The organism is Kribbella sp. NBC_01245 (assembly GCF_036226525.1).
Lineage (GTDB): Bacteria > Actinomycetota > Actinomycetes > Propionibacteriales > Kribbellaceae > Kribbella.
The window spans coordinates 490,024-515,802 of sequence record NZ_CP108487.1; the positions used below are offsets into that span (position 1 = coordinate 490,024).

Below are 25,779 nucleotides of genomic sequence, written 5' to 3' on the forward strand. Positions count from 1 at the left end.
GCGAGGAGGAAAATGCGGCGCTCGGTGGTGCGGGGTTGTGCTGTGTTGGTGGTCCCCGAGGCGGGGGAGTGTTCGGTCGAACCCGATCGCGACATCTGGATCGAGGACGGCGTGATCACCGCCATCACCTCGACCGGCCAGACCGTTGCCGAGGGCATCGAAGTGGTCGACGGCGCAGGGCTGTTGGCGGTGCCGGGGCTGACGAATTCGCATACGCATAGTCCGATGGTGTTGATGCGTGGCGCCGCCGAGGACCTGCCGCTGGATCGCTGGTTCAACGAGCGGATCTGGCCGATGGAGGTCAACCTCACGCCGCAACTCGTGCGGGTGGGCGCTGGCCTCGCGTGCGCGGAGATGCTTCTGGCCGGGGTGACGACCTTCGTGGACCACTACTTCCACTCCGACCAGATCGCCTCGGCCGCGGCGGAGACGGGGATCCGGGCCGACCTCGCGCCGACGTTCTTCTCGTCGAACGGGCCCGACGAACGCGATGCGGCGTACGACGCGGCCCGCGAAATCCGCGCGCTCGGTCTGGACCGGGTGACCGCCAGCCTCGGCCCGCACGCGCCCTACACCGTGAGCGACGCGGACCTCGAGCGTACGGCCGAGGTGGCCCGGGCCGACGGCTTCCGCATCCACCTGCACGCGGCGGAAACGATGGAGCAGACGACGTCGTCGCAGCAGCGGCTCGGGGTTACGCCGATCGAGGTGCTCGAGCGCACCGGCGTACTCGATGCGGGCGCGTTGATCGCCCACGGCTGCGGCATTCTCCCGGCGGACTTGCCGATCCTCGAGCGGTACGCCGACCGTACGGCGATCGCGTCCTGCCCGAAGGTCTATCTGAAGATGGCGATCGGAGCGACCACGCCGTTCCGCGGCCTGCGGGAGGCGGGCATTCCGGTGGGCGCGGGTACGGACGGCGCGGCGGTGCACAACACGCTCGACGTGTGGGAGGCGCTGAGGTTGATCGCCCTGGTCGAGAAGCAGAACGAGCAGGACGCCACCTGGATGACCATCTCCGACGTGCTCCGGGTCGCGACTCGCGGCGGCGCGACGGCGGCCGGGCTGGGGACCGAGACGGGCGCGCTCGAGGTCGGACGCCGCGCCGATATCGCGCTGGTCGATCTCAACCAGCCGCACGTGCAGCCGGTGCACGACCCACGCGCAGCCCTGGTCTACTCGACCAGGGCCAGCGACGTGGTCACCGTCTTGGTCGACGGCGAGGTCGTCGTGCACGAGCGGCGGCTGACCCGCACGGACCTGACCGAGATCGTCGGCCAGGCCCGCGAGGTCGCGCCGCAACTCGTGGACCTCTCCAAAGGTGGCGCGGTCCAGACGTACGACGCCTAGGTGACGTTGAAGGTGCGCATCGGGCTGGTGGTGGTCAGGTGGTCGACGTCGCCGGGCTTGGCCACCCGATAGGCGTACGTGCCGCGCGCGGTCGGCTTGATCGTGAACATGTACGTGCTTTGCGAGGTGAGCTTCCCGACCGTGACGTGGTTCCACTTACCGCCGACCCATCGCTGCAGGTAGACGGCCTGGCCCGGATGCGCGGGCGAGACGCTGCCGTACAGCAGGAGTGAACTGCCCAGCGGCATCGTCGACTTGGACACGTTGGCGGTGACGACCGGTCGCACGCCGACGGCAACGCTGGCGCTGCGCGAGCCGAGCAGCTCGGCCGAACCGTTCGGCCCCCACTGGTAGTCCTGGCCCCACACCGGCTTGTGCACGTACGACACGTAGCCGCTCGAGTTGCTGGTCGTTGTCTTCAGCAACTGCCAGGTGGTCGCGCCATTCTGCTTGCGATACAGGCTGAGCGGTACGCCGACCAGGGCCGCGCCGTTGTCGATCCGCGTAGCGCGACCGGTGATTGTCGTCGAACCGCCGGCGGTCACGGATGCCGGCGAAACCGAGGCGGCCGTGCGGGTGCCGATGAGCCGAGTATCAGCGGGCGGTCCGACCTTGCCCGACTTGTCCTTGACCCAGGCGCGGAAGGTGTACGTCGTCCCTCCGGCCAACCCGGTCGCCGTGGCGGCCGTCCCGGTTCCGGCGTACACGGCGGTGCCGTGCGCAGGTGTCGCGGGCGGCGCGGTGCCGGTGTTGCGACGGACGATGACCTGGCCGAGATCGCCCGCAGGCGGCGCGTTCCACCGCAGCGACGCGCGCGCGAACGCACCCGTCGCGTCAAACCCGCCCACAGCCGCAGGCGGCACGGTCAGGTCAAGGTAGTTGCGATCGATGGTGACGCTGACGCCGCCATAGGTCTCGCTGGTGTCGCCCTTGTATTGGTGGACCCGCTGGTGGTTTGTCCATTGGCTGGCGGGGATGTAGCTGCCGCCGTCAACGTCGGCCTTGCTGTTCCACCAGGCGAACCAGATGCTGTCCGGCCGGATGTAGCGGGAGTCGCCGTACCCCCAGGAAAGGTCCTTGACGGCGCCGGCGGCGCTCGAATACACGCCACCGAGGTAGCCGCGAGTGTTGAGCTCCTCGACCCAGCCACTCACGTACGACAACACAGCCGCGCGGCACGAGATGCTCGTCGTGTAGTTCTCGATGTCGGAGTACAAGGTGCTGCGAGCACCGATGCCGAGTGCCGTCGCGGCCTGCGCAGCGCCTACCGCGGCGGTGCGTCCCTCGGCCCGAGCGACAACCGGATCGTTGGACATCCGGCTGGCATACGCGGAGCACGGCGCCTGCTTGCCCACGTCGATCGGCAGGAACTTCCAGCCGTTGGCCGCGTTCGTCTGAACCCAAGACGAGGTCAAGTTCGGTTGGGCACATTTCCGAGTGCCACCGCTGATGTAGATGCCCACGGCGTCGTAGGGCGACGCGGACTTCCACGCGTCCATCGTGGACTGGGGCGGTGCGGCGCAGGCGTCGAAGGCCTCGCCCTTGTATGTCCCCGGCGTCACGATCGTGGCGGCAGCTGCCGCGCGATCAACGCCGACCGACCGGTCCGAGCTCAACGACGCGTCCGGCGCCTTGCGACCTGAGGCCAAGGTGCCGGTGGAGAGGATCTCGCGCAAAAGCCCAGCCTGCGCGGCGCCGTGGTAGCCGGTGACGAGTACGCCGGCCTCCTTCACCTCGACCTGGATATCGCCGTCCTTCAGCGCAGGCGTCGACGCATCCAGAGGTGCGATCGTCAGACCGTTAGAACGGGTCCCCGCCGTGTCAGCAGGACAGTTGGGCTGTGCGGTGCTGCGGCCGAGGTAGACGGCCGCGCGGTCGAACCGCACGCAAGCAGTCGGGTCGACAGCGAGGTCGATCACCGGCCAGTCAGCCGGAACGGTGACCTGGTAGCCGGAGTACGAAACGACCTTGTCGGTCGGCGTGGCGCCGGTGGCCGCGCTGGTACCGACCGTGAGGGTCAGGCCGGCGACGGTCAGCGCGGTGAGGATGGATCGCATCAGTTGGTGCACACTCCCTGGTGGCGGTCAGGTGGGCTTGGAAATAAGGGAATCAGGTGACCTTGAACGTCCGCATCGGGCTGGTCGTGGTCAGGTGGTCGACATCGCCGGGTTTGGCGACGCGATAGGCATACGTGCCTCGGGCGGTCGGCTTGATCGTGAACATGTAGGTGCTCGACCCGGTCAGCTTGACCGCAGTGGCATGCGTCCACTTACCGCCGACGTACCGCTGCAGATAAACGGCCTGGCCGGGATGCGCGGGCGTGACGCTGCCGTAGATCAGAACCGAACCGCCGAGCGCAAAGGTCGTCTTCGACACATTGGCCGTGACCACCGGACGCACGCCGACCGCCGCACTGGCACTCCGCGAACCGAGCAGGTCGGCCGAACCGTTGTGACCCCACTGGTAGTCCTGACCCCACACCGGCTTATGCAGGTACGACACGGCACCGGCGGACGTCGTCGTCTGTGTCGTAACCGCCTGCCAGGCCGTCGCACCCTTCTGCTTCCGGTACAACGTCAACGGCACACCAGCCAGGGCTGCACCGTTATCCGCCCGCACAGCCTTGCCGCCGATCCGCGTCGACCCGCCATACGTGACGCTCGTAGGCGAGACAGCCGCCGTGAGCCGAGTCCCGATCAATCGCGTATCAACCGGCGCACTCAGCAGGCCCGAGCGATCCTTCACCCACGCCCGGAAGGTGTACGTCGTACCGGCGGCCAATCCGCTGACGGCGGCACTCGAACCGGTCCCGGCGTACACGGGCGTGCCGGTGGTCGGTGAAGTCGGCGGGTTGTTGCCGGTATTGCGGCGGACGATGATCTGCCCGGGATCGCCAAGCGCGGGCACGTTCCACTTCACGCTTGCCGTTCCGTAGCCACCAGTCGCGTCGAACCCCGTCACCGCGGGCGGCGCGACATTCACCGTCTGGAAGGTAGACGAGTAGCCCTCGCTGAACGTCGCACCACCGGTATCGCGCACGCCATCGACGATTAGCCGGTACGGCGTCCCGTCCTGGAGCGGGCTCGTCGGGTCGAACGTCGCCGTGCGGGTGGTCGCGTCGTACGTCACGACACCGGGCACGGAGCTGTAGCTGCGGTTCTGGATCAGCCGGATCCCGCTCTGCAGCGATGCCGGGTCGATCTCGCGCTGGAATCGCACGGTGGGGTTGACCGAGAGCGCGACGCCTCCGGCGAAGTCGGCCGGGCTGAGGTTCCGCACCCACTCCTGCTCACCGACCAGCGCCGTTCCACCGGTGGCCTCGGCGAGAGTGATCGTGTGCGCACGCGTGGCCGCGGCGCCATTGAGGTTCTTGACGGCGACGTAGTGGCGGCCGGCTTCGAGCGGCACGGTCAACGTGAGGTCTTCGGCCGGGATCTGGGCCTCTGTAGCGGCGATCAGCTTGAGGTCGGTCCCGAACACCGCGAAGGTGGCGCGCAGATTCTGATCGCCTTCGGCCGCGGGCGCGTTGAGGTCGATCGTCACGGACTTCGCGGCGTCGAGATCGAACCGGTACCAGTCGAGATCGCCTTCGATCGCGATCGAGCCACTGGTGGATCCGGGCAGAGTCAGGGGAGTTGCGCGATCGGGGACCTCGTTGGCATCGGGGCTGGCCGTGCCGAGGTCGCCGCCGAGGGTGCCGCCGAGCGCCGCATACGCGTCGACGAGGCCGAAGCCGTAGTACGGGTCGATGCCGCGCGGTCCCGCGTCCCGGGCCGTCGTCTTGAGCCGGCCGATGACCTGCGCCGGCGTGAGCGACGGATAGCGCGTGCGGACGAGGGCGGCGAGCCCGGCGACGAGCGGGGCCGAGAACGACGTACCACCACTGATGCCGTAGCCGCTGGGGTAGAGGTCGCGCGGGAACGTGGAGACGATGCCGGTACCAGGTGCGGCGATGTCGACCCAGCCACCCCAAGTGCTGAAGTCGGCGAGCTTGCCGGTTTTGTCGGTCGCGCCGACGCCGATGACCTCGCTGTAGGCGCCCGGGTATTCCGGTTCGCCGCGGCCCGTGTTGCCCGCGGCGGCCACGACGAGCACGCCCTTGCTGTTGGCCCGCTGGATCGCCGCGTGCAGCGCCGGGTTGTCGACGCCGCCGCTGAACGACATGTTCACGATCGTGGCGCCATGCGCGACAGCCCAATCCAGACCGCGGATGATGTCGCTGTCGCGGGAATCCCCGGCGAGGTTGAACGTCACCTTGACCGGCATGATCCGGCCATTCCAAACGACGCCCGAGACGCCGAGAGCGTTATGCGTTTTGGCCGCGGCCACGCCCGCGATGAACGTGCCATGGCCCGTCTCGTCGACCGTGCTGCCGCCGTCGACGGAGTTGTAGCCCGGCACGAGCCGCCCGGAAAGGTCGGGATGGCCCGCGTCGATCCCGCTGTCCAGCACGGCGATGACCTGTGTGGTCGCGTCCCGGTTGAGCGACCAGGCGGACGGGAGCCGCATCAGGTCCAGGTACGTCTGGTAGCCGCCCTTGTAGAACGGGTCGTCGGGCGTGACCGCGGCATGCCGGATGTAGTCCAGCACGGCGACCTCGACCGACGGGTCCCTGCGCAGCACGGCCGCGGCCGCCTCGGGCGCACCCTTGACCTTCACCTCGACGAATCCGCCGGGCAGGCTGCCGACTACTCGAGCCGAATTCCGGGCGAGGACGCGGTCGCGGGTCGCCGTACCGGCGCGGAACTTGACCAGCACGGTGCCCGGCGCGAACTTCGGTGCGAGCTTCGGCCCGGGCGCGGGTCGCGCGACCGGGAGCTGCGCGAGCGGCGGCACCGGCTCCCGCGACGAAGGCGCAGCGGTCGCAGGCGGCAGGGTCAGGCTGGTGATGAACGCGGCGACGAGCGCCACGGGCACGGTAAGGCGGACGAACACAGGACCCCCCCAAGGGTCGGAGTGACAACAGGGCGGAGTATGTCAGAGGCCAGGGACAGAAAATGGCCGGCAGTAATGTCAGTTCCTGCAATCCCGCTCCGACGTCACCATCAAAGCGCCCGCTAGGGGCGCGAGACGAGGAGAACACGATGAAGTATCTGCTGCTGATCTGGGATGACCCCGACCTGCTGCCGGACGTGACCCCGGAGGCGCTCGGCGAGGCCACCGCGTGGGTCGACGAGATGCACGGCCGCGGCGTCCGGCTGGTCGGCGACCGCCTCCGGCCCCAGCACGAGGCGGTCCAGGTCCGCGTCCGTAGCCGCAAGGTCGTGACCACCGACGGCCCGTTCGCCGAGGCCAAGGAGCAGATGGGCGGCTTCGACCTGCTCGAGTGCCGCGACCTGGACGAGGCCATCGAGGTCGCCTCCAAACACCCCGCCGCCCGCACCGGCCTAGTAGAACTCCGCCAACTCTGGGGCTAACCACCAGCGCGACCGAAGCCGGGCGGGCCCTGATCAAGCCCGCCCGGCAGTTCCTGTCGATAGGTGCTGCCTATAGGTGAGTCTTGGACGTACGACCGCCGGGGCTGGTCGGATGGGGGTATGACCACTTATCGGATTGCGCGTATCCCTGGTGACGGAATTGGCCTGGAGGTGACTCCGGCCGCCTGTGCGGTGTTGGAGGCTGTCGGGCGGCGGCACGGGCTTGCTTTCGCGTACGACGACTACGACTGGTCATGCGAGCGGTACCAGGCTACGGGCGCCATGATGCCTGCAGACGGCCTAGACCAAGTCCGCAACCACGACGCGCTACTCCTCGGTGCAGTCGGCTCACCCGGCGTCCCGGACCACGTGTCGTTGTGGGGCTTACTGATACCTATACGTCGCACCTTCCGGCAGTACGTCAACCTGCGGCCGATCAAGGTCTTCGAAGGCGTCGAGAGCCCAGTACGACGTGCAGTCGCCGGCGAGGTCGACCTGGTCGTAGTGCGGGAGAACGTCGAGGGTGAGTACAGCGAGATCGGCGGACGGATTAACCGGGGCTTCCCGGACGAGATGGCCGTGCAGGAGTCCGTATTCACCCGTGCCGGTGTGACCCGGCTGGTGGACTACGCCTTCGCGCTGGCGGAGCGCCGTACCGGCTATGTCACCTCGGCCACCAAGTCGAACGGCATCGTGCACACCATGCCGTACTGGGATGAGCTGGTCACCGAGGTCGCGGCCGGCCATCCGGATGTCCGGTGGGATGCCGAGCACATCGACGCGTTGTGCGCGAAGCTCGTGCTGGATCCAGGCCGGTTCGACGTGATCGTCGCGTCGAACCTGTTCGGCGACATCCTCAGCGATCTGGCGGCCGCCGTCGCGGGCAGTATCGGCATGGCCCCGGCCGCGAATCTCAATCCCGAGCGCGACTTCCCGTCCCTGTTCGAGCCGGTGCACGGGTCGGCACCGGATATCGCCGGCCGCGGTATCGCGAACCCGATCGGCGCGATCTGGACCGCCGCGATGATGCTCGACCACCTCGGCCATCCCGAGGCGGCGACCGAGATCACCGACACGATCGCCCACACACTCGCAAAGACCTCGTTACGTACGGCGGATCTCGGTGGTAGCGCGACCACCACCGAATTCACCAAGGCCGTGATCGACAGACTGCCGCGATGACCGTGCCCTTGCCAAACACCTTCCGGCGCGGGCGGGCGGTTCCGTCGGACCACTACCTCCCCGAGGAAGCCCCCGGAGAGGTAGTGGCCGAACTCAGCGCATTCCTTACGCCGGGCTGAAGTACCAGCGTTGGCAGGGGCCGCCATGGAAGGGCCAGAGGATTACGTCCGCTCCGCGGCTGGCGGAACAGCCCGCCACGTCGAGAGACGTACCACTGGCACTGTTGATCACCTTGTACGCGCCACCCTCGATCGGCTCGATCAGCCAGGTCTCGCAAGGCGTGTTGGCCTCGGTCCACAAGGTCACCGGCGTCACGTCGGCGGTCGCACACCCTTGCGTGGTGAGCGGCTTGCCGGTGTTGCCGTCGTAGATCTTGAAGGCGTTCGGACTACCCGCCGAGGTGACGTGCCACTTCTGGCAGGGGCTGCCGAGGATCCGGTCCCACATCCGTACGTCGGCGCCGTCGTGGCTCTGGCAATCGGTCACGTCCAGGTCGTACCCGCCGACCTCGGCCTTGATCCGGTAGACGCCGTCGGACATCGGCGGCGGGGGAGTTGGTGTCGCCACGTCGACGTAGTTGCTGTCGATGTTGATCGTCACGCCACCCCACGTCTCGTTGTGGTCGCCGCGGTACTGGTGCAGGCGCTGGTGGTTCACCCACAGACCTGCCGGGATATAGCGGCCACCATCGGTGTTGGCGAGGCCGTTCCACCACGCGAACCAGAGGTGGTTCGGCGGCGTGTACTGCGGGTCGCCCGCTCCGGCCGATAGGTCGACACCACCCGAGCCTGCGCTGGTGTAGACGCCACCGAGGAAGCCCCGGGCGTTGAGCTCCAGCGTCCAGCCACTGACGTACGACAGAACCGCGGCCTTGCAGCTCGCGTTCGACGGGTAGTTCTCGATGTCGGAGTAGATGGCACTACCGCCACCGAAGCCGAGGTTGACCGCCGCCTGCGCCGAAGCGGCCGCCGCGTCCCGGCCCTGCTGCCGCGCGGTGGCGGGATCGCTCGACATCCTGGTGTTGTACGTCGTGCATGGCGCCTGCCGGCCGACGTCGATCAGGATGAATTGCCAGCCGTTGGTGTAGTTCGCCGCCACCCACGAAGGCGTGAGGTTGGCCTGGCCGCAGGCCCGGACGCTGCCGCTGATGTAGATGCCGACGGCCTTGAACGGCGAACTGCGCCAGGCGTTCATCGAGCTCTGCGGCGGCGCCGTACACGCGTCGAACGCCTCGCCGAGAAGGTTGCCCGGAGCAATGATCGGCGCCGCGACGCTCTTGGTGGCAGCGGGTTTGACGAGCTCGACTCGGCTACCACCCGACGTCAGCCGAGCGCTGCCGAGGACGTTGCGGATGGTCTGCTCCTGCTCGGGAGCGTGCACGGCCGTGACGAGAACGCCCGCGTCCTCGACCGCAACCTTGATCTCGCCGTCGACCGACTTCGCGGCCGGCTGGACGGCTGACCCCGCGGCGGTCTCGGTCGTTTCGGCTGTCGCGGTGGCCTGCCGGTCGAGCGCCTCGATGTGCAGGCCGGCGGTACGCCCGACGAGGTGGGCCGGGCAACTGGACTGCTCGCCGACATGCCCGAGGTACACCGCAGGCCGGTCGAAGCGAAGGCAAGCGGACGGGTCCTTCGCCAGGTCGACGACCTGCCAGTCGGACGGCACCGCTACCTGGTAGCCGTGGTACTTCACGATCTGCTCGGCGCTCGCTCCCTGCGCGGGGGTGAGCCCGGTCGCCAGACTGGCCACCGTGGCGATCACGGCGGCCAGGCCGAGTGGTCTGGAACGTCTCATCAAGGTCCTCCCTGGGCGGCAGGCCGCCGGCACCCGGCAACCCGGTGGGATCAGTACAACGATGGAGATCGAGGTCGGCAATCCTTTCGAGCCAGACCGCAGAGTCACCCTGGGTAGGGTGGAGCTGACAGGCCGTTCCGCCAGGCCGAAGCTTTGCCGAAGGAGTACGTGGCGATGACCACTGCGCCCACCTCCGACCTGACCGGTTGGGTCCGATCGACCTTTACTGGTGGCGGTTTGAGCCATGACTGCTACGAAAAGGGCAGTGGTCCTGGCGTGGTGGTGATCCCGGAGGTCCCCGGCATCACGCCCGAGGTGCTGGGCTTTGCCGATCACCTGGTCGACCAGGGTTTCACCGTCGTCGTACCTTCACCTTTTGGTCAGCCCGAACGCGCCGAGTCCACGACGTACACGCTGGGCGTCGTCGCCCGGCTCTGCGTCGCCAGCGAATTCCGCGCCTTCGCCACCAATGCGGAGCGGCCGATCGCCCGTTTCCTGCGAGCCGTCGCGTCCGATCTCGCAGCCCGTACGACGGGACCGGGCGTGGGCGTCATCGGTATGTGCTTCACGGGTGGGTTCGCCCTCGCGGCAGCCGTCGACGACACGGTGCTGGCCTCGGTCCTCAGCCAGCCGTCCGTGCCGATACCGCTCGGGCAGACCCGGCGGCAGGACCCGGGCCTCTCGCAGCCCGAGCTCGACCGGATCGCCGAACGGGCCGAGAAGGACGAGGTCCGGATGATCGCGCTGCGGTTCAGCGAGGACCGGCTCTGCCCGCGCCAGCGATTCGACGTACTGCGTGCGCGGCTCGGCGATGCGTTCGAGATCATCCAGCTCGACTCGTCGCCGGGTAACGCGGCTGGCTTCGGCAAGACCGCGCATTCGGTGCTCACCCGCGAGCTGCGGGAGACGCCCGGGCATCCGACACTGGACGCGCGGGATCGAGTTGTAACGTTCCTACGCGAGCGATTGGGCTAGTTCTATACGAGCGTTTGACCTAATCGCGGGCTGAACCGGACGCGGCGGAAACCTAACGCTGGGTGATGCGATACCCCGGTTTTCGATGCTTAGTGCAAGGATTTGGTTGCCTTCGGTCACTTGAACCGCTCAGGTCTTCTCCGAAGTTCGTTGACGTGGCAGCATCCCGCACTGGGGAGTGCGGGGAGAGTTGCAAACGTTGGGGGACGGAATATGGCGAAGACCAGACGAGCAAGTCATCGTGGCGGTAACGAGCGACCGAGATGGATCCCGGGAGCGCTCGCCGCAGACGACGTCGACCAGTCAGTGAACGAGCCGGTCGCAGCCACTGCCGCCGCACACGATGAAGCGGCCGTTGCCGAGAGCGACGCCACGGCGAACGGCTGGAGCATGCCGGTGCGAGTTGACGAGATCGCCGTGGCCGCGATGGCCCTGTCGGACGGATTGCGGGCGGCAACGGATCACCTGCCGGACTCCGCCGAGGCCCGTCGCTTCCGCCGTCGGCTGGACGACGTCGCTCGCGCATGCCGGGAGATGGCGGGCGAGCTGGAGGTCACCGCGGGCGAGTTGGTCCGTGTGGTCGCCAACTCCGAACGGACTTGCGAGCTGACCTGGGGCATCTGCCCGGAGCATGGCGTCACGCTGGTCGTCTATGGCGAGGTCTCCCGCTGCCGCATCATCGGCTGCCACCGCCCAGCAGGCACACCCGAACGCTGCACCCAAGAGGTCGAGTACCGCGTAATCGACGCCGCCGGCCCCTCCCTCCAAACCTGCACCGGCCACGCCATCGCATCCCGAACCCTCCTCCCCGGCGCCGTAATCACCCAAACCACCGACACCTTGGAACTCCTCTAACCAGCCCTTACGTACCTGCGTTGATTCGTCTGCATCCGCTCGCCCTTCTCTGCGGCGGGTCCGTTTGGTCGCCTACGTGGGCGGGCGGATTCGGACGAATCAACGCTAATCGCCTGCCCGGCATCACCTTTGAACCGGGTCTTTCGGTGGGCACCCGTCCCCCTGAGCCCGGATCCACCGGTGTGATTCCTGGGGCGTGTTGGTCGGGTTTGTTGGTGGTGGTTGTGGGTTTGGGCGTGAGGGGTTGGCCGGTCTGTCCGGCTTTTCCACTGTGAGGGTTTCGGTTTGGGCCTGGGTTGGGCGGTTGGGTCAGGTGGTGGCTGGGGTTGGTGGGCTGCCGGATTGGTTGTGGAGTTGGGTCCAGTCGTGTTGCCAGGGCCAGTCGCGGGGCAGGTGTAAGACGAGTCGGCGGGCGGATCGGGCGATGCGGGCGGGCACGGTGATCAGCTGGGTGCGGATGGTGGCGGTGGTGGCTCGGGCGTGGAAGGTGCTGGACAGGCAGCCGGCGGCGCGGGTGAGGTTGAAGGCGATCGCGGCGAGTGCCAGCCAGGCGGCGTTCGCGGTGAACTTGCCTGATGGCAGGTGGGCCAGGGCTGAGTTTTTGAGGTCGGCGATGACTTGTTCGATGACCGCGTGGCCGCGGTGTGTCTGTTCGGCCTGCAGCATCGGTAGTGGTGTGTCGGTGAACACGGCGTGGTAGCGCCAGGTGGTGAACAGTTCGCCTTGCCCGTCAGCCTCGCCTGGCGGGTTGAGGCGTTTGACCCGGCGCACGATCAGCCGGGCGGCGACCTGTTCGCCGGCGTTGCGGCGGCGGAACGCGGTGAAGCTGGTTTCGGCGACCTCGGCGTCGGAGATCAGCCGCTGTTCGGTCTCGTCCCAGATCGCGTTCGGGTAGGTGATCGGGGTCCACGCGTCATCGCTGTCGGCGATCGCGGCGATCGCCGCGGCCACGGCCGGTGTCATCCGGGCGGTGATGGAGAACCGGGCGCCGGCGCGGCGGGCAGCAGCGACCACTGGCTGGGAGTAGAACGCCGAGTCCGCCCGCAGTACGACCATCCCGGTCGCGCCCGCGGCCTTCGCCGCGCGGATCGCGTCGGCGACCAGCCGGTGCGCGCCACGCACGGAGTACGCCGTGCCTTTGCGTAGCCGGGTCGCGCAGACCACCGGAGCGGCCAGTGGTGTCGATACCGTCGCGATCAGCGCGTTCAGCCCTTTCACCCCCGAATAGCCGTGGCCGGTGCCCTGCTTGGCGTATCCATACGTCGCGCGGACCGTGTCATCGACGTCAACCCAGGCGACTTGGCCGGCCCCGGGCAGCAACGGTGTATGCGCCGCCAGGTTCCGCAACACCCCGGCCGCGATGCTGTCGAGTTGCCGCACATGCCCGAAGGTGAAGCCGCGCAGGAACGTGCCCAACGTGCTCGGGGCCCGCACCCCAGCGAACAACCGGCCCATTCCACCGTGCCGCAACACGTCCATGTCATCGATCGAGTCCGCACCGGCCACCATCCCCGCCACCAGACAGGCCACCTTCGCGTCCGGGTTCGCGCCACCGGCACCGGCCAACGTCAACCGCTGCGCGGTCAGCCGACCCAGCCCACACCGCTGCGCCAGTGACATCACCGGAACCAGACCCGCGCACGACACGAGGTTCGGGTCATCGAAACCCGCAGAAACACCATGCAACAATTGCATCTACCGGATGCCTTTCTGAGCGCGGCCAATCGTTCCTTAGACACGACCGATTCTCCTTGCACAGCAGGGCATCCGGCCCCCACGACCCGCCACCGAGAACCAAATCACCGGTGGATCCGGGCTGAGTTCTTCCGAATTGTCAGGTGGACCCGGGCCGCGTCAAGGGCTTCATCACCTAACGGTGACGCTAACGCGCCCTTGACCCGACCCGGCTCCACCAAAGGCAGCGGGCTATCAGGGGGACGGGTGAGGTCTGCCCGTTTGCTATGCGCCTTTCCGTTCAGGGCAGGCGCGTGGTGCCGTTCGATGGCGAGTCGCGCCGGGCTCAGACGGCGAGTCGCGCCGTCTCGGATGACGAGCTTCGTCGCTGCTGTCGAGTGACGCCGTCCCTGCTGACGAGCGGGGTCGTTCGAGGATGGCCGGGTCATGCCGTTCACCAGGCCCGGCTCCCACCGTCGAACCGCCTCGCTGTAGCGCGATGGCCGGCTGGTGCCGTTCGCGGATGGCCGAGTGGTGCCGTACTCGGCCGGCGGGTTGTCGCGGATTGCTCTTGCCTGGCCGTGGTCACGAGCCCGATCGCCGCGAGGCCGACGAATCGCGAGGGATAGCCACCGTGCGAGCGGGTTACCACCTCGGATTGGCGGTTTCGAGGGGTCGTTGCAACACCGGGTTGGTTTCTAGGTGGTGAGTAGATCACGTAGGCGTTCGGCTGGGGTGTCCCAGTCGAGCGTTTTGCGTGGTCGCCCGTTGAGTTCTTGGGCGACGTGTTCGAGGTCTTCGGGTCCGTGGATGCTCAGGTCGGTGCCCTTGGGGAAGTACTGGCGCAGTAGTCCGTTGGTGTTTTCGTTGGTGCCGCGCTGCCAGGGGGAGTGCGGGTCGCAGAAGTAGACGGCCATGTCGGTGGCGATGGAGAACTGTTTGTGTTTGGCCATTTCGCAGCCCTGGTCCCAGGTCAGCGAGCCGCGCAGATGGCCGGGCAGGGTTTTCATCGTCGCGATGAGACCGTCGCGGACCTGTTCGGCGTCGTGGCCGCCGGGCAGGTGGACCAGCATCGTGTAGCGGGTGGTGCGTTCGACCAGGGTGGCGATCGCGGACCGGTTGTTCTCGCCCATGATCAGGTCGCCTTCCCAGTGGCCGGGAACCGCGCGATCGTCGGCCTCGGCGGGCCGCTCGGAGATCATGATCATCTCCTCGACGAACCGGTGCTGGCGCTGGCCGGGCTGGCGTTGTGGTTTGCGGCGGGTCCGTCCGGTGCGCAGCGCGGTCTGGACTTCGCGTTTGAGGCCGCCGCGGGCCTGGAAGTAGAGCGCCTTGTAGATCGTCTCGTGGCTCACGCGCATGCTCTCGTCGTCGGGGAAGTCCTTGACGAGCCTGTTCGAAATCTGCTCCGGCGACAACTTCCGCTCCAGACCCAGCTCGACCTGCTCACGCAACGCGGGATCGGTGACCAGCTTTGAGGTCTTGGGCCGGGCCCTGGCGGCCGCAGCGTCGCGGTGGGCCTGGTGGGGCAGGTAGGTTCCTTCAACACTGTGGGCGCGGATCTCACGAGAGACTGTGGACTTGTCCTTGCCGATGCCGGCCGCGATCGCGGTCAAGGTGAGTTTGTTGACCCGCCCATCGGCGATCGCCAGCCGCTGGTCCAGGCACAGGTAACGGTCGCTGATCACCGCGTCAGCTGATGGGGTCATGGAAGTGGAGTATCGGGTTGTGGTGCCGTAGTCCACGACCCGCCCATCGGGATAGACCCGCGTGTTGCCCACCCTGCGGACCCCGTGATGCCAGTCCCGCGCAGTACCCGGATGCACGCCCACCTCCTTGGCTGCGCGCGTGATGGACCAGCCCGCCTCCAGCAACTCCTCGAGGCGGACCCTGGCCTGGGTCTTGCGTTTCACGGCCCGCACCGCGGGAACCAGCCCGGCCACGACAAGGATCCGCCGGGCAGTGTCATGCCTCAACCCGCAGGCCGAACCCGCGCCAGTGATGTTCCCCGATTCCTTGAACACCGCGATGACCTGCTCCCGCAACGCATCAGTGATCACCGTGCGCGGACGCGAACCACGGCCACGAGCCCGCAAGATCTCATAGCCACGACCACGCCCGATCCCCAACGACTCACACGCAGCCGCTACCCCGACCCCCGAATCCACCAGCCGCAACAAGGCAGCACCGTGACGCTCGTTGTCCTCCACAAACGACATAACCATCACAACTCCTCAAATCGAGGTGTTGCAACAACCACGTGAACCCGCCATTCCGGAGTGGTAACCCACCCCGCGAATGGCCAGCCACTCCCAAACCCCACCGCTCCCGCCGATGCCACCGGCCGTCGTCCTATTCCGCGGGTCGACCTGCGGAATGGGGGGTGGACTCGCCAAACTTGCCGGGTCGACTCCCCATTCCGAGAGTCGACCCTCGGAATAGGACGAGCGCGTCTGCCGATGTCGAGCCGCGCTTGCCGATCTGAAGGGTTAACCGCCGAGGTGATGGGTTCACCCTCGAGATCTGAGGGGTTAACTCGGCATCTTGGGGGTTCCTGGGTTCCGGGCCGTCTATTTGTCACCGGAACCCAGCAGATCAAGGGATAACGGCCGACTTGCTGGCGGCAAACCACCGCGAAGGCCAGCACGGGCGCCTTTGTGAGTCCACTGGACGTTTCCGGGGCCGGGAACCGTCCAGCCTGCTCACTAGGACGACGATCAGACCTATAACCCGACGACTCGGCGCATCGACGGATGCCAGCCGGGCGCGGGATCACGCGGTCGTGCTCGCGCACGGACTCGCCATCCGTGCGCGGCATCCACCCGCCATCCGTGTTTGGCGCCACCGCGGTCCGTGCACGGCACGGCCCGCCCGTGCTCGGGACCATTCGGCGTCCGTTTGTGGGACTACTCGCCGTCGTGGACGGCACCACCCGGGCATTCGTGCACGGCACCGCTCGCCATGCGGCTACGGCACCGCTCGCCATCCGTGTACGGGACCGCTCGTCAGCCGAGTACGGCACCAGCCGGCCATTCGCGTACGGCACTAGGTGATGCAAACGGGCAGGCCTCACCCGTCCCCCTGATAGCCCGCTGCCTTTGGCCGGTTCGGGTCGGGTCAAGGGCGCGTCAGCGTCGGCGCTAGCCGATGAAGCCCTTGACGCGGCCCGGACCGGCCTGACAATTCGGAAGAACGGGGGACGGGTGCGACCAACACCACCGGCCGAAAGTCCTTACCGGGCAGGCGATTAGCGTTGATTCGTCCGAATCCGCCCGCCTACGTTGTCGTACATCTGACCCGCCGCAGAGAAGGGCGAGCGGATGCAGACGAATCAACGCAAGAGGGGGAACCCGGGCGAATCGACGCAAACGGGGAAGGGGTTAGGTGATTTGGCAGGAGAGGAGTTGGTCGTTGGCGTTGGGGGTGAGGGTGGTGAAGTTGGGGGTGTCGGCGGTTCGGGTCCAGCTTTGGCCGGTGAAGTTGTCGCCGGCGTACATGGTTACGGTCCAGCCCTGCGGCACTCGCACTGACGACGCCCACCAAGCCGGTACGCCGGCCGCGGCGAGTTGCGCTTGCGTGTATTGACCGCGCGCCAACGGCTGACCGGCAGCTCCCAGATAGTCGACGTGCTGGTAGAACACCACGCTTCCCACGCCCTGGTTAGGCATTGGAGAAGTAGGACGCGTCGGTGTGACTCCGATCTGGCCCTTGAACATCCGGCCGCCGTCCGCAGTGAGCCGCAGGTAGTAGTCGGACGAACAAGCGGTGCCGTCCTCGTCGAGAGCCCGAATGCCTGAACCATTCGGGATCCACGCCGAGGACTCGGCTGTCTTGGCGATCTGGTTGCCCTCGTTGTATTCGTCGAACATCGAGATGTACATGCCCTGCACGCCGACTCGCGTGAGGTTGTAGAACTGCCGCCACATCAGATCACCGTGACGCCGATGACCGGACTGCAGATCACCCGGGATCACGCACGGCTGGTAGTCGATGCCGTGAGCGTTGCAGTCGGCCTGGTCTTGCTGATTCACGTTGTTGTAGTAGTGATCCGCGCCGGCGACGTCGCTGATCCGGCCGACCATCCACGGCGAGATCATGTTGAACGCGTGGTAGACGTCGAGGTAGCCCGCGCGCGAATCCTCAACCCCGCGCCGCCAATGCGTCGGCACACCGCCGATGACGTAGCAGCCCTGGCCCTTGAACCAGTTGACGACATCAAGGCAGACCGAGGCGGGCCACGCTTTGTTCGCCTCGTTGAAGCCGAAGCCCCAGATGCATACGACCGGTTTGCCGTTCTGCTTCGCGTACATCGGCGACGAGGTATAGGCCCGCATCTTGTTGATCCAGTCGGCTTTCATCTCCGGCTGCATGTTCGTCCACGCGGTCGCGTCGTACATGATGTAGAACTTCCGGCCGTACTGCTCGGCCGCCTGCCGGACCTTGACCGCCATCGCGTCGCGGGTCGGGCCTTCACCACCGGTCGGGTTGAACCGTTGCAGGGCAGCGGTATCGCACCCGTGCTGCTGCATCCACTGGAAATGCGTGTTGACGGTCTGCTGGTCGTACGACGAGAAGAGCTTTGCAGGCTGGCCGTTTCCGAGATTCGAGTACGCCGTCTGGTAGGTGCTGGTGTAGTCGCGAACGTCCGGCCAGCTGGCGATCGCGTTGTTGCTGGGTGACGGTGGCTGGCCCCAGTTGCTGCTCCAGTGCCACCAGCCGTTGATCGGTGCGCCATCGCCGGCACAGGCGAACCAGCCCTGATAGCCGACGGTGATCTTGCCGACCACATCACCAGGCGGACTGGCCACCAAAGCCGACGAAGCCGACGAAGCCGAAGACGCCGATGGAGCCGCGGAAGCGACGCTGGGGGAGAGGGCGCCGGTTCCAGCGGCAGCCGCACTGAGGGCGAGGAAATTCCTCCGGGATAGATCCATTGCAGACTCCAAAGTGGGGGCGGGTAGAGCTGCGGAGAGTGGCGCCGACGATACAAACGCTCGTTAGGTATCGCAAACGCCGTGCACCAGAACGCAAAAAGCTGATTGGTCAGGCAGCTTCTGGTCTCAAAGGCGCGGCTGTCAATGCCTCGGAACCGGTTGCGGAAGGCGCAACCGCAAATCTTGCGGTCATCGCAAGAAACATCCTCGCAACATCTTGACGGTTCGATCACCGCTCCTTAGTTTGTTGGCCCAACAGACAAAGTCTGTGACCGCAGTCACAGATCACGTCAGAACACCGAGCTGAGGAGGTCGCCGTGACCCTGTCCGACGGCCAACGCGGTCAACGCTCGAGCGGCGTCGTCGCTCCCGCCGATCACGTCTCCCTGCGCCGCCACAACCTCGCCGTGGTCCTTCGCCACATCCGCGACGCCGGTCCGCGATCACGCGCCCGGATCGCCTCCGACACCGGCCTGAACAAGGCAACCGTCAGCAGCCTCGTCGCCGAACTGGTCGACCGCGGCCTGTTGCGAGAGGCCGAGGCTGAGCGTGGTGCGGTCGGCCGGCCCGGCCAACTCGTCGAGCTCGACGGCCGCCGGGTGTGCGGTGTCGGTGCCGAGGTCAACGTCGACTACCTGGCCGTCACCGCGCTCGACCTGACCGGTGGCGTGATCATCGAGAGTCGCGTCCCGTTCGACGCCGCACACCTCGGTTCCGCGGCCACCTTCGATCGCCTCGAGGGTCTGATCGAAGAAGCGCTCCAAGCGATCGGCACGCGGGGCGGCCAGCCCGTCGGCGTAACGCTCGCCGTGCCGGGTCTCGTGCAGAGCGCGGCCGGCACGTTGGCCCTCGCGCCCAACCTGGGCTGGGAAAAGGTCGATGTCGTCCAGGCCATGACCGAGCGCCTCGGCAATCCGACGTACAAGGTGAGTGTCGACAACGAGGCGAATCTCGCGGCCCTGGCGGCGTACGCCGAGATCGCCGCGGCGGATCCCACCGCGGTTCGGGATCTCGTCTTGCTCACGGGGGCTGTCGGTGTCGGTGGTGGCGTGGTCGCGGGCGGGCAGTTGCTCCGGGGCGGCCACGGGTTCAGCGGCGAGGTCGGCCACATCCCGGTCGCGCCGGCCGGACGTCGTTGCGGCTGTGGCCGGACCGGCTGCTGGGAGACGGTCATCGGCCTGACCGCGTTGCTGGACAAAGCGACCGAACCGGATGATCCGGTACGGGACGTTTCGCTCGACGTCGAGCAACGCCTCGCCGAGATCACCCGGCGGGCCGAGGCCGGGGACGAGCGCACGCTGGCCGCCTTGGCCGACGTCGGGACCTGGCTCGGTCTCGGTGGCGCCATTCTCGTCAACATCCTGAACCCGGACGTGCTCGTGCTCGGCGGCTACTTCGGCGCACTCGGGCCCTGGCTGACCGCACCGCTGGAGGAGGCGATCCGCGACCGCGTGATCGCGCCGGACGGCGGCGGCTGCCGGGTGCTGCGTTCCGGCCTCGGCTTCACCGCGGCGGTGCGCGGCGGTGCACAGATCTCGCTGGACTCGGTCTTCGACGACCCGACCCAAGTCCCCACCCAGGTTGGAGCTTCGGCATGAGTACGGAACTTCTCCGCATGACCGGCATCGTCAAGACGTTCCCGGGCGTCCGGGCTCTCGACGGTGTCGACCTCGACGTACGCCGGGGCGAGGTGCACTGCCTGCTCGGCCAGAACGGCGCGGGCAAGTCGACGTTGATCCGGGTGCTGTCCGGCGCCCACCAGCCGGACGAGGGCACGATCGTTGTCGACGGCAACGAAACGTCGTTCAGCGATCCCGTCGGCGCGATGAAACTCGGCATCGCCACCATCTACCAGGAGCTCGACCTGGTGCCGGATCTCACCGTCGCCGAGAACGTCTTCCTCGGTCACGAGCCGGCCCGCTTCGGCTTCACGGATCGCTCGGAGATCATCGGCCGAACGCGCGAGCTGCTCAAAGGCCTCGGCCACGGCGAGATCCCGCCCGGCCGCCGGGTCGGCGCGCTCTCCGCGGCCGGCCAGCAGGTCGTCAGCATGGCGCGCGCCCTGTCGCGAGACGCCCAGCTGATTGTGATGGACGAGCCGTCGGCGGTGCTCGACTCCGAGGAGGTCGCGAACCTCTTCCGGGTCATCCGCGACCTGACCGCCCGAGGCGTCGCCGTCGTCTACATCTCCCATCGCCTCGAGGAGATTCGCGCGATCGGTGACCGCGTCACCGTGTTGAAGGACGGCGCAACCGTCGCGACCGGCCTCTCGGCGAAGGAGACGCACACCACCGAGCTGATCCGTCTGATGACCGGTCGCTCCATCGAGTACGTCTTCCCGCCGCGCCGGTCCGTCCCGAGAGACGCCGAGGTCGTGCTCAAGGTCGAAGGCCTGTCGCGACCGGGCGAATTCCAGGACATCGGGTTCGAGGTACGCGCCGGCGAGGTGCTCGGCCTAGCAGGGCTCGTCGGCTCGGGCCGTTCCGAAATCCTCGAAACCCTGTACGGCGCCAGGCGCGCCGCCACCGGCGAGGTCCACGTGGACGGCCGACGGCTTCGGCCCGGCCAGGTCGGAGCGGCCGTCAAAGCAGGCGTCGGACTCGCGCCGGAGGAACGCAAGAGCCAGGCGTTGCTGCTGGACGAATCGGTCTACCGCAACGTCACGGTGTCGAGTCTTGCCAGGTTCGCCACCGCGGGCTTTCTCAACCGGAAGGCCGAGCGGGACGCCACCGAAGAGCTGACCCGGGCACTCGACGTACGCCCTGCCGGAGTCGAACGGCCCGTCCGGAACCTGTCCGGCGGTAACCAGCAGAAGGTCGTGCTCGCGCGCTGGCTGTTGCGCGAATGCCGGGTGCTGCTGCTCGACGAGCCGACCCGGGGCGTCGACGTTGGTGCCCGTTCGGAGATCTATGCGCTGGTACGGCGGCTCGCGGACAGCGGGGTCGCCGTGGTGCTGGTGTCCAGCGAGGTGGAGGAGGTGCTCGGTCTGGCCGACCGGGTGGTGGTGCTTCGGGAGGGGCGGGCCGTGTACAGCGGACCCGCGGACGAAATCGACGAGCACCGGGTCCTCGACCTGGTGATGGAAGGGAGTGTCGTGTGACCAGTGAGGGAGTCGCGCGGCCCGAGCAAGGAGTAGTTGCCAAGGGCAATCAGCCGCAGCGGATCATACAGAAGGCGATGGGCAGCGGTGGTGCGCGCAGTCTGGGTCTGGTGATCGCGCTGATCCTGCTCTGCATCGTCGGCGTGATCACGGCGGGGGACCGGTTCGCGAGTACGGCCAACATCCTGACGATCCTGCGGCTGGCCGCGGTCATCGGCGTGGTCAGTATCGGCATGACGTTTGTCATCACCGGCGGCGGTATCGACCTGTCGGTGGGCGCGATGGTCGCGCTCGCGAGCGTCTGGGCCACCACCCTCGCCACCCAGACCATGGCGAAGGACTTCCACTGGATCCTGATGGTCTCGACCGCGCTGTTGGTCGGAGCCGCCTGCGGACTGGTCAACGGTTTGCTGATCGCGTACGGCCGGGTGGTGCCATTCATAGCCACACTCGCGATGCTGGCCGGGGCACGTGGTCTGGCCGAGATCATCGCGGACCGGAAGACCCAGATCGTCAGCGTGAACGGATTCGTCGACTTCTTCGGTGGTTCGTTCCTCGGCCTGCCGACGTTGGTCTGGATGTTCGCCCTGGTGGCAGCGGCCGGCTGGGTGCTGCTCAACCGGACCACTTTCGGCCGCCGTACGTTCGCGGTCGGCGGTAATGCCGAGGCGGCCCGGCTCGCGGGGATCAAGGTGCAACGGCACACGGTCGCGTTGTATGTACTCGCCGGGCTGTGCTGCGGTATCGCCGCGGTGATGCTGATGGCCCGTACGACGACGGGCAGTTCCACCCACGGCACACTCTACGAACTCGACGCCATCGCGGCGGTCGTGATCGGCGGCACCCTGCTGTCCGGCGGCCGCGGCACCATCTTCGGCACCGTGCTCGGCGTGCTGATCTTCACCACCCTGAGCAACGTCTTCACGCTGAACAACCTGTCCATCTCGGCGCAGTCGGTGGCGAAGGGCCTGATCATCGTGATCGCCGTCCTGCTGCAGCAACGCTTCGCTGCCCGCGCCACAAGTTCTTAGAAGTTCCCTGCATATCAGTACGAAAGTCCTGAGGAGGACAACGATGTCCGCAAGAAGGCTGCTATCCGCAACAGCCGTACTGGGGATCAGCGCGCTGTTGGTCACCGCCTGCACCAGCAACACGCCCGAGGCCGAGCCCAGCGCGCCCGGCGCGACGAACCAAGCCGGTGCCGGGGCCAACGATCAGCCAGGTAAGAAGGTCAAGATCGGCTTCTCCGCACCGGCCGCCGACCACGGCTGGATGGGTGCCATCACCGCGGCCGCGAAGAAGGAGGCCGGCAAGCACAGCGACGTCGAACTGGTCGTTGCCGAAGGCACCAATGACGTCAACCTGCAGATCAGCCAAGTCGAGACGTTCATCAACGACAAGGTCGATGCGATCGTGCTGCTGCCGTTCGACGGTGCCGCGCTGACCGCTGTCGCCACCAAGGCGATGGAGGCGGGCATCACCGTCATCAACGTGGACCGCGAGTTCGACAGCCCGTTCGCGGCGAGGTCGACGGTCCTCGGTGACAACTACGGCATGGGCCGCTCGGCCGGCACGTTCGTCTGCAAGCAGCTCAACGGCAAGAAGGACGCCGTCGTCGCCGAGATCGCGGGTATCGACTCGCTGCCGCTGACGCAGGACCGCAGCAAGGGCTTCAAGGAGGCACTCGCCGACTGCGGGCTGAAGGTCAACAACCGGGTCGCGGCCGAGTTCACCGTCGAGTCCGGCGAGAAGGCCGCCGCCAACCTGCTGCAGGCCGCGCCGAAGCTCGACGCCATTTGGAACCACGATGACGACCAGGGGGTCGGCGTGATGGCCGCCATCAAGAACTCCGGCCGCAAGGAGTTCTTCGTCGTCGGTGGCGCCGGTTCCGCGAACGTCATGCGTGATATCAAGGCCGGCAACACGCTGGTCAAGGCGACCGTCATCTACCCGTCTACGCAAGGCGCGGACGGTATCCGGCTGGCCCGGCTGATCGTGCAGAAGAAGGCCCTCGGTGACCTGGTCGAGGTCGAGGTGCCGCGCACGATCCAGCTGTTCGCGCCGGTGGTGACGTCCGAGAACGTCGACCAGTACCTGCCGACCGCCTTCGAGTCCTGATGGCGACGCTCGGTGTGGGGCAGATCGGGTATGCGTTCATGGGTGCGGCGCATTCCCAGGCCTGGCGAAGCGCACCCCGCTTCTTCGACCTGCCGCTGAACCCGGTGATGTCGGTGCTCTGCGGCCGCGACAAGAACGCGGTCGAGCAGGCCGCGGGCAAGCTCGGCTGGGACAGCGTCGAGACCGATTGGCGCGACGTGCTGACCCGGGACGACGTACAGGTCGTGGACGTCTGCACCCCTGGTGACACCCATGCCGAGATCGCGATCGCGGCCCTCGAAGCAGGCAAGCACGTCCTGTGTGAGAAGCCGTTGGCGAACACCGTGGCCGAGGCGGAGGCGATGGCCGCGGCCGCCGCCAAGGCCTCGGCCCAGGGCATTCGCTCGATGGTCGGCTTCACCTATCGCCGGGTACCGGCGATCGCGCTCGCCCGGCAGTTGGTTGCCGAGGGCAAGCTCGGCACCATCCGGCACGTGCGCGCGCAATACCTGCAGGACTGGATCGTCGACCCGGAGGCGCCGCTGTCGTGGCGCCTGCAGAAGGACCGGGCCGGATCGGGCGCGCTGGGCGATATCGGCGCGCATATCGTCGACCTCACGCAGTACATCACCGGCGACCTGATCACCGAGGTCAGCGGCCAGCTCGAGACCTTCGTCAAAGAGCGGCCGCTGCCCACCGAGCACAGCGGTCTGACCGGTACGGCGGGCACCGAGCGCGGTCCCGTCACGGTCGACGACGCCGCGATCTTCCTCGCCCGCTTCCGTGAGGGCGCACTAGGCGTTTTCGAGGCCACGCGGTTCGCCACCGGCCGGAAGAACGCGATCCGGATCGAGATCAACGGCAGCGACGGCAGCCTGGCCTTCGACTTCGAGGACATGAACCTGCTGCACTTCTACGACGCGAACGACAACAGCCAGATCGCCGGCTTCCGGCGGATCCTGGCGACCGAGGCCGAGCACCCGTACGTCGCCGCGTGGTGGCCGCCGGGTCACCTCCTCGGGTACGAACACGGCTTCACGCACCAGGTGGTCGACCTGGTCACCGCGATCGCGGAGAATTGCGACCCGCTGCCCTCCTTCGCCGACGGCCTCCAGGTGCAACGCGTACTGGCAGGCGTCGAGGACAGCTCGGCCACCCGACAATGGCAGGAGATCGCCGTATGACCGACTACACCCCTCGTAAAGAAGACAAGTTCTCGTTCGGTCTGTGGACCGTGGGCTGGGAAGGCGTCGACGTTTTCGGTACGGCGGTCCGCGCGCCGCTGGACCCGGTCGAGGCCGTGCACCGGCTGAACGATCTCGGGGCTGCGGCGGTGTCGTTCCACGATGACGACCTGGTGCCGGATGACGCGGCCCGCCAACATCAGCTGGAGCGGTTCGGCAAGGCGCTCGCGGAGACCGGCATGGTGGTCGAGATGGCCACCACTAACCTCTTCAGTCATCCCGTATTCAAGGACGGCGGTCTGACCGCCAACGACAGGTCGGTACGGCGCTACGCCCTGCAGAAGGTGTTGCGCAACGTTGACCTGGCTGCCGAACTCGGCGCGACCACCTACGTGTTGTGGGGTGGTCGCGAGGGTGCCGAGTCGGGTGGGTCGAAGAACGTTGGTGCTGCGCTGGATCGGTATAAGGAGTCGATGGATCTGCTGTGCGCCTACGTGCGTGAGCAGAACTACGACATCCGGTTCGCCATCGAGCCCAAGCCGAACGAGCCGCGTGGTGACATCTTGTTGCCGACGATCGGTCATGCGATTGCCTTTATCAACGATCTGGCTGATCCGGAGATCGTTGGCATCAACCCGGAGGTCGGGCACGAGCAGATGGCCGGGCTCAACTATGCGCACGGGATCGCGCAGGCGTTGTGGCACGGCAAGCTGTTCCACATCGACCTCAATGGTCAGCACGGTCCGCGGTTCGACCAGGACCTGCGGTTTGGCGCCGGCAACCTGCGCGAGGCGTTCTGGACCGTCGACACGTTGCAGGGTCGCTATGACGGATTCGTCCACTTCGACTACAAGCCCCCGCGTACCGAGGACGCCGAGGGCGTGTGGGTGACGGCTGCCGCGTGCATGCGCAACTACTTGATCCTGCGCGACAAGGTCACCGCCTTCCGCGCAGACCCCGACGTGGTTGAGGCGCTCGCCGCCGCGCGCGTAGACGAGCTAAGTCAACCAACGCTCGCGGCCGGAGAGACCTTGGCCGACGTACGGGCTGAAGTATTTGATCCCGACGCCCTGGCTGCCAGGGGATTGGCGTTCGAGCAGTTGGATCAGCTCGCGATGGAGCACCTGCTCGGCGTTCGTTAAACACCAACAAAAAATGGGCCGACGCCCGGGGACCCGCCCCGGAACCGCTGGAGCGCAGCTTTCTATCCGCACCAT

At 67.2% G+C, this 25,779-nt stretch carries 19 protein-coding genes; 13 read left to right on the forward strand and 6 right to left on the reverse strand.

Going from position 1 to position 25,779, the window contains the following annotated elements; all coding sequences use genetic code 11:
- The first annotated feature begins 12 nt into the window (after nt 1–12).
- The gene (locus OG394_RS02200; RefSeq protein ID WP_328993077.1) at nt 13–1,350 is read left to right on the forward strand and encodes an amidohydrolase; all 1,338 of its coding nucleotides are present in this window, start codon (nt 13–15) and stop codon (nt 1,348–1,350) included.
- On the opposite strand, the gene OG394_RS02205 is transcribed toward OG394_RS02200, so the two are convergent.
- The gene (locus tag OG394_RS02205; protein WP_328993078.1) at nt 1,347–3,407 is read right to left on the reverse strand and encodes a DUF1906 domain-containing protein; all 2,061 of its coding nucleotides are present in this window, start codon (nt 3,405–3,407) and stop codon (nt 1,347–1,349) included. The two genes, OG394_RS02200 and OG394_RS02205, sit on opposite strands and share 4 nt — an antisense overlap.
- A 52-nt stretch (nt 3,408–3,459) precedes the next feature.
- Nucleotides 3,460–6,285 (reverse strand): S8 family serine peptidase, encoded by a 2,826-nt coding sequence (locus OG394_RS02210; RefSeq protein ID WP_328993080.1) that lies wholly within the window; start codon nt 6,283–6,285, stop codon nt 3,460–3,462.
- Nucleotides 6,286–6,434: 149 nt separating this feature from the next.
- Between OG394_RS02210 and OG394_RS02215 the strand changes: the two genes are divergently transcribed.
- The 3 genes from OG394_RS02215 (at nt 6,435) to OG394_RS02225 (ending at nt 8,068) form a co-directional block, all read left to right on the forward strand.
- Nucleotides 6,435–6,767, forward strand: coding sequence for a YciI family protein (locus tag OG394_RS02215; protein ID WP_328993081.1), 333 nt, complete (start codon nt 6,435–6,437; stop codon nt 6,765–6,767).
- Between the two features lie 120 nt (nt 6,768–6,887).
- Entirely contained in the window at nt 6,888–7,949 is a 1,062-nt protein-coding gene (locus tag OG394_RS02220) for a tartrate dehydrogenase (protein ID WP_328993082.1), read from the forward strand.
- A complete protein-coding gene (locus OG394_RS02225) occupies nt 7,946–8,068 on the forward strand; it encodes a hypothetical protein (protein ID WP_328993084.1) in 123 nt (40 codons plus the stop codon). Before OG394_RS02220 ends, OG394_RS02225 begins: the two co-directional genes overlap by 4 nt.
- Here the strand turns inward: OG394_RS02225 and OG394_RS02230 are convergent.
- Nucleotides 8,055–9,743 carry a glycoside hydrolase domain-containing protein gene (locus tag OG394_RS02230; RefSeq protein ID WP_328993085.1) on the reverse strand — a complete coding sequence of 563 codons (1,689 nt, stop codon included), beginning with the start codon at nt 9,741–9,743 and terminating at the stop codon, nt 8,055–8,057. The genes OG394_RS02225 and OG394_RS02230 overlap by 14 nt on opposite strands.
- A 174-nt stretch (nt 9,744–9,917) precedes the next feature.
- Between OG394_RS02230 and OG394_RS02235 the strand changes: the two genes are divergently transcribed.
- Both OG394_RS02235 and OG394_RS02240 read left to right on the forward strand, forming a co-directional pair.
- Nucleotides 9,918–10,718, forward strand: coding sequence for a dienelactone hydrolase family protein (locus OG394_RS02235; protein WP_328993086.1), 801 nt, complete (start codon nt 9,918–9,920; stop codon nt 10,716–10,718).
- Nucleotides 10,719–10,931: 213 nt separating this feature from the next.
- Nucleotides 10,932–11,573, forward strand: coding sequence for a hypothetical protein (locus tag OG394_RS02240; RefSeq protein ID WP_328993087.1), 642 nt, complete (start codon nt 10,932–10,934; stop codon nt 11,571–11,573).
- A 309-nt stretch (nt 11,574–11,882) separates the two neighbouring features.
- Here OG394_RS02240 and OG394_RS02245 read toward each other — a convergent pair whose 3' ends face one another.
- Entirely contained in the window at nt 11,883–13,268 is a 1,386-nt protein-coding gene (locus OG394_RS02245; protein ID WP_328993088.1) for an IS1380 family transposase, read from the reverse strand.
- 677 nt (nt 13,269–13,945) lie between these two features.
- The gene (locus OG394_RS02250) at nt 13,946–15,100 is read right to left on the reverse strand and encodes an IS30 family transposase (RefSeq protein ID WP_442914290.1); all 1,155 of its coding nucleotides are present in this window, start codon (nt 15,098–15,100) and stop codon (nt 13,946–13,948) included.
- A 1,020-nt stretch (nt 15,101–16,120) separates the two neighbouring features.
- Between OG394_RS02250 and OG394_RS02255 the strand changes: the two genes are divergently transcribed.
- Nucleotides 16,121–16,300: a hypothetical protein gene (locus tag OG394_RS02255; RefSeq protein WP_328993089.1), complete on the forward strand. Its 180-nt coding sequence runs from the start codon at nt 16,121–16,123 to the stop codon at nt 16,298–16,300.
- 327 nt (nt 16,301–16,627) lie between these two features.
- On the opposite strand, the gene OG394_RS02260 is transcribed toward OG394_RS02255, so the two are convergent.
- Nucleotides 16,628–18,055, reverse strand: coding sequence for a glycoside hydrolase family 71/99-like protein (locus OG394_RS02260; RefSeq protein WP_328993090.1), 1,428 nt, complete (start codon nt 18,053–18,055; stop codon nt 16,628–16,630).
- A gap of 443 nt (nt 18,056–18,498) precedes the next feature.
- Between OG394_RS02260 and OG394_RS02265 the strand changes: the two genes are divergently transcribed.
- From OG394_RS02265 to xylA, 6 genes are read left to right on the forward strand one after another with little or no spacing between them, the layout of a single operon-like run.
- Entirely contained in the window at nt 18,499–19,779 is a 1,281-nt protein-coding gene (locus OG394_RS02265) for an ROK family transcriptional regulator (protein ID WP_328993091.1), read from the forward strand.
- Nucleotides 19,776–21,281, forward strand: coding sequence for a sugar ABC transporter ATP-binding protein (locus tag OG394_RS02270; RefSeq protein ID WP_328993092.1), 1,506 nt, complete (start codon nt 19,776–19,778; stop codon nt 21,279–21,281). Before OG394_RS02265 ends, OG394_RS02270 begins: the two co-directional genes overlap by 4 nt.
- The gene (locus OG394_RS02275) at nt 21,278–22,312 is read left to right on the forward strand and encodes an ABC transporter permease (protein WP_328993093.1); all 1,035 of its coding nucleotides are present in this window, start codon (nt 21,278–21,280) and stop codon (nt 22,310–22,312) included. Before OG394_RS02270 ends, OG394_RS02275 begins: the two co-directional genes overlap by 4 nt.
- A 43-nt stretch (nt 22,313–22,355) precedes the next feature.
- Entirely contained in the window at nt 22,356–23,399 is a 1,044-nt protein-coding gene (locus OG394_RS02280; RefSeq protein WP_328993094.1) for a substrate-binding domain-containing protein, read from the forward strand.
- Nucleotides 23,399–24,562, forward strand: coding sequence for a Gfo/Idh/MocA family protein (locus OG394_RS02285; protein ID WP_328993096.1), 1,164 nt, complete (start codon nt 23,399–23,401; stop codon nt 24,560–24,562). The genes OG394_RS02280 and OG394_RS02285 overlap by 1 nt, the downstream gene beginning before the upstream one ends.
- Nucleotides 24,559–25,704, forward strand: coding sequence for a xylose isomerase (gene xylA / locus OG394_RS02290; protein WP_328993098.1), 1,146 nt, complete (start codon nt 24,559–24,561; stop codon nt 25,702–25,704). The genes OG394_RS02285 and xylA overlap by 4 nt, the downstream gene beginning before the upstream one ends.
- The last annotated feature ends 75 nt before the right edge of the window (nt 25,705–25,779 follow it).